Here is a 4,749-nt window from a genome sequence, read left to right on the forward strand (position 1 = left end):
CGCCGCTCCCGGGAAGTGGCCCCGTCGACCGGATCGCGTGGCCTGACGCGTCCGGCGTGGGTCCGGCGCCGGGTAAAGACTTCACAATACGAGACGGTCCCGTATCGAATATGTCCTAGGCTGACGTCCATGTCCATACCGTCCGGCCCTCCGGCCGTCGCCTCCCGTGTCCCCGAAGCGGTCCACCGCCGACGCTGGGCGATACTCGCCGTCCTCATGTTCAGCCTGCTCATCGTCGTTCTGGACAACTCGATCCTGAACGTCGCGGTCAAGACGATCGCCACCCCCGCCCCGACCGGCATCGGCGCCACCCAGAGCGAGCTGGAGTGGGCGATCAACTCCTACACGCTCGTCTTCGCCGGTCTGCTGTTCACCGCGGGCCTGCTCGGCGACCGCATCGGCCGCAAGAAGGTCCTGCTGGGCGGCATCCTCGTCTTCGGCCTCGCCTCCGCGCTGGCCGCGTTCTCCTCCTCGCCGGGCCAACTCATCACCTGGCGGGCCCTGATGGGCCTCGGCGCGGCCTTCGTGATGCCCGCCACCCTCGCCGTCCTGATGAACGTCTTCGAGCGCGACGAGCAGCCCAAGGCCATCGGTATCTGGGCCGGCAGCGTCGGCCTGGGCATCGCGATCGGCCCGATCACCGGCGGCGTCCTCCTGGAGCACTTCTGGTGGGGCTCGATCTTCCTGGTCAACGTGCCCGTCGTGGTCATCGCGCTGGTCGCCATGGCCGTCCTCGTACCGGACTCCCGGGACCCCTCGCCCGGGAAGATCGACCCGCCGGGCGTCGTCCTGTCCATCGTCGGCCTGGTCCTGCTCGTCTACGGCATCATCCGCGGCGGCGAACTCGCCGACTTCACGGACGTGACGGTGCTCGCCCCGTCCGTGGGCGGCCTGGTGGTGCTGACGGTCTTCGTCTGGCACGAGAAGCGCAGCAGCCACCCGTCCATCGACATCTCCTACTTCAGGAAGCCGGCCTTCTCCGCCGCCGTCGCCGCCATCGCGCTCGTCTTCTTCGCGCTGATGGGCGTCACCTTCTTCTCCGCCTTCTACCTCCAGAGCGTGCGCGGTTACAGTGCCCTGCAGTCCGGTCTGCTGATCCTGCCGCTGGCCGTCGCGCAGATGGTCTTCTCCCCGCGCGCCCGGCTGGTCGTGGACCGCTTCGGCGCCCGCGCGGTCTGCACGGTGGGCATGCTGCTGGTCGCGGCGGGCCTGGCGGCGTTCGCGCTCTTCGACGCGGACACACCCGTCTGGGTGATGTGCGTGGTCTTCTTCGTCCAGGGCACCGGCATGGCGCACATCATGCCGCCCGTCACCGTCGCCGTGATGCAGGCCCTGCCCCGGGAACGCGCCGGTTCCGGATCGGCCATCAACAACACCTTCCGCCAGGTCGGCGGAGCGCTCGGGATCGCGGTGCTCGGCTCGGTGCTCTCCACGGTGTACCGGGGCGACATCGAGAAGCACCTCGACGGTGTTCCGGCCGCCGCGCGGGACGTGGCGGGGGAGTCGATCGAGGCGACGCTCGGCGTCGCCGCGAAGCTGGGCCCCGCGGGCAAGCCGCTGGCCGCCGCGGCGAACGACGCGTTCATCGGCGCCATGCACGTCACGGCCCTCGGTTCGGCGGCGGTCGCGCTGATCGGTGCGGTCGTGGTCGGCCTGTTCCTGCCGGGCCGGACGAGCGCGCCCGAGACGCCCGAAGCGCCCCGGCGGCCCGAACGCGTCCCGGCGGCGCAGGGCGGCCCGGCCGAGTGACGCGGGGCCCGGCCCCTCCCGAAAGCCAGGCGGGAGGGGGCCGGACCCGATTTCCGGACCCGTTCCCCGGACCCGATTCCCGGACTTGTTCCCCGGACCTGCTTTCCGGACCCGTTCCCCGGGCCCCCGGCCCGCGTCCGAGCCCGCGACGGCCCCGGCACACCGTGGCGGCCCCCGTTACGGTGTGCCGGGGGCGTTCGCCCCGGCCGCGGCCGGTCGGCGAGAATCGCGGGTGACCGGCACGGCAACGGTGCGGAAACGGCCAACGGCCAACGGCCAACGGCGAACGGCGAACGGCTCGGCGAGAGGTGACCCACGTGCACGCTGCACAGGACACGCCCCAGGACCCGGGCGTGAGCCACGGCCCTGCCGGGCACGCGGACGACGGGCGGGAGCACCCCCGCACCCACGACCCCGAGCCGCGCCGGGGCCGCCCCCGCAGCGCCGCCGCCGAGCGCGCCATCATCGACGCCGTCGTGGAGCTCCTGGAGGCCGGCGAGCCGCTGGCCGGGTTGTCCATCGAGCGCATCGCCCGCACCGCCGGCGTCGGCAAGGCCACCATCTACCGGCGCTGGAGCGGCAAGGAGGAGCTCTTCGTCGACGTACTGCGCGCCGTCGAGCCCTCCGACCCCGTCGTCTCCGGCACCGCGGGCCTCGACGACCTGCGCCTCCTGCTGGAGTCGATCCGTACGCGCGGAGTCGCCCAGCGCTCCTCGGTCTTCCTGCACAACGTGTTCGTACAGATGAAGAGCCACCCCAAGCTCTGGGCCGAGTACCAGCGCACCGTCATCGCGCCGCGCCGCGCCGCCATGCTCGCCGCCGTGCGGCGGGCGGTGGACGCGGGCGAACTCCGCGACGACCTCGACACCGAGCTGATGGACGATCTCTTTCTCGGCCCCATGCTCGTACGCACCCTCCACCGCCCCGACGCCTCCCTGCCGGACGACCTGGTCGAGCGCGTCATCCGGGTCCTGTTGCAGGGCCTCGCGCCGAAACCGCAGGTCGCGGCAGGCGGAGGCGCCCACGACCCTGTGTGACCGTCCCGTCACAGCCGTCCCGCCCGCCACCTCCTTCCGGAACCCCGCGTACCGCTCCCGACGTCCTCATCGCAGAACGGCCGTGGTCCGCGGCGGGATCGGGCCCGCACATCGCCTAGGGTCGTGAGGCGCGGCGATGTGTACGGCAAAGCAGTGAGGACAGCGCGATGGTGCAGGCGTACAGGGCGGAAACCGAAAACGCCGGCCCGGGCCCGGAGCGGCCCGGCACCCGTCTGAGGGCCCTGCGGCACAAACTGACCACGGACCGTGGCATCTGGCGGCGGGGCATCCTCCTCGCCCTCTGCTCGGTCCTGCTGACGCTGGTCATGATGCTCCACGCGAAGATCCCCAACACCGTCGGGAACACGGGCAGCCTCATCGAGACGTTCCTGCCCTGGTTCGGCGTCTTCGTCCCCGTACTGCTGCTCCTCGGACTGCTCCGCCGCTCGGCGACCGCCCTCGTGGCCCTGATCCTGCCGGTGACGGTCTGGCTCAACCTCTTCGGCGGCCTGCTGTTCGCCGAGAAGTCGGGCACGGGGGGCGACCTGACCGTCGCCACCCACAACGTCAACGCGAGCAACCCGGACCCCACGGGCACCGCCCAGCAGGTCGCCGACTCGGACGCGGACGTCGTCGCCCTCCAGGAACTGCCCGTCGGCAAGGTGAAGGCGTACGAGAAGGCCCTCGCCGACCGCTACCCCCACCACTCCGTCCAGGGCACCGTAGGCCTGTGGAGCAAGTACCCCCTGAAGGGTTCCCGCCCCGTCGACATCAAGATGGGCTGGACCCGCGCCATGCGGGCCACCGTCACCACGCCCGGCGGCCCGGTCTCGGTCTACGTCGCCCACCTGCCCTCGGTACGGGTCAAGCTCAACGCCGGCTTCACCGCCAGCCAGCGGGACCGGAGCGCCGACGCGCTGGGCGAGGCGATCGCCGACGACCCCGTCGACCGGGTGGTCCTGCTCGGCGACCTGAACGGCACGATGAACGACCGTTCCCTGCACGCCGTCACGGCCCAGATGCGCTCCACCCAGGGGGCCGCGGGCGACGGCTTCGGTTTCAGCTGGCCGGCGGCGTTCCCGATGGCGCGGATCGACCAGATCATGGTCCGGGGCGTCGAACCGCTCTCCTCCTGGACACTTCCGGCGACGGACAGCGACCACCTCCCGATCGCGGCCCGCGTCCAGCTGTGACCGGTTCGCCGGGCGGCGCTGCGCCTCCGGTGACCGGTTCGCCGGGCCGCGTTCCGGGACGGCGCTGAACTCCCTTCCCGCTCCGGCCCCGAGCCCGACAGACACCGGCCCGGCCCGGCGGTCCCGTCCTCGACGCGAACCTCGGTTTTCGCGCACCGGTCTGGGTGAGTGTCTGCCGGCGGGTCCACTGTGTGCCCTGTGTGCCCCCGCCCTCCCGGCGTACGGGAAAGCTGACAACAGGCCCCGGGCAGGGCCGCGTTCCGCCGGGCGCGGCGCCGAGTGACGTCCACATCACACCGCGCCGCAACGGTTCGTTCACCTGCGGGCACCAAACGTCTGAGAGACTTTGTTCCTACGGGATACATATTCCGCTCAGGCAACGACGCCGACGCTCCCGCCCCCATCCGCAGCCGCCCGGTCCACCACGACCGGCCGCCGCCCCCTGCCCGAAAGGTCCTCCACATGCCCCTGGCCCTGCTCGCCCTCGCTGTGAGCGCCTTCGGCATCGGCACCACCGAGTTCGTGATGATGGGCCTGCTGCCCAACGTCGCGGACGACCTGGGAACGTCCGTACCCACCGCCGGGTATCTCGTCTCGGCGTACGCGATCGGCGTTGTCCTCGGTGCCCCGCTGCTCACCGGCCTCGGCTCCCGGATCCCGCGCAAGCGGATGCTCCTGCTGCTGATGGCCCTCTTCACCGTCGGCAACCTCGCGTCGGCGTTCGCCCCCGGCTACGGCTGGCTGCTGGCCGGCCGGGGGCTGGCCGGGCT

Annotated in this window: 4 protein-coding genes; all 4 read left to right on the forward strand. The window is 71.9% G+C overall.

Features of this window, described 5'->3' with window-relative positions:
* The first annotated feature begins 129 nt into the window (after nt 1-129).
* Nucleotides 130-1,749, forward strand: coding sequence for a DHA2 family efflux MFS transporter permease subunit (locus IH13_RS0135520; protein WP_031091178.1), 1,620 nt, complete (start codon nt 130-132; stop codon nt 1,747-1,749).
* Nucleotides 1,750-2,102: 353 nt separating this feature from the next.
* On the forward strand, nt 2,103-2,786 hold the full coding sequence (locus IH13_RS0135525) for a TetR/AcrR family transcriptional regulator (protein WP_051836032.1): 684 nt from the start codon (nt 2,103-2,105) through the stop codon (nt 2,784-2,786).
* A gap of 167 nt (nt 2,787-2,953) precedes the next feature.
* Entirely contained in the window at nt 2,954-3,979 is a 1,026-nt protein-coding gene (locus IH13_RS0135530; RefSeq protein WP_031091182.1) for an endonuclease/exonuclease/phosphatase family protein, read from the forward strand.
* A gap of 462 nt (nt 3,980-4,441) precedes the next feature.
* On the forward strand, nt 4,442-4,749 hold a 308-nt coding region (locus IH13_RS0135535), incomplete at its 3' end, for an MFS transporter (RefSeq protein WP_037843395.1).

This window comes from Streptomyces sp. NRRL WC-3549 (assembly GCF_000721935.1).
Classification (GTDB): domain Bacteria; phylum Actinomycetota; class Actinomycetes; order Streptomycetales; family Streptomycetaceae; genus Streptomyces.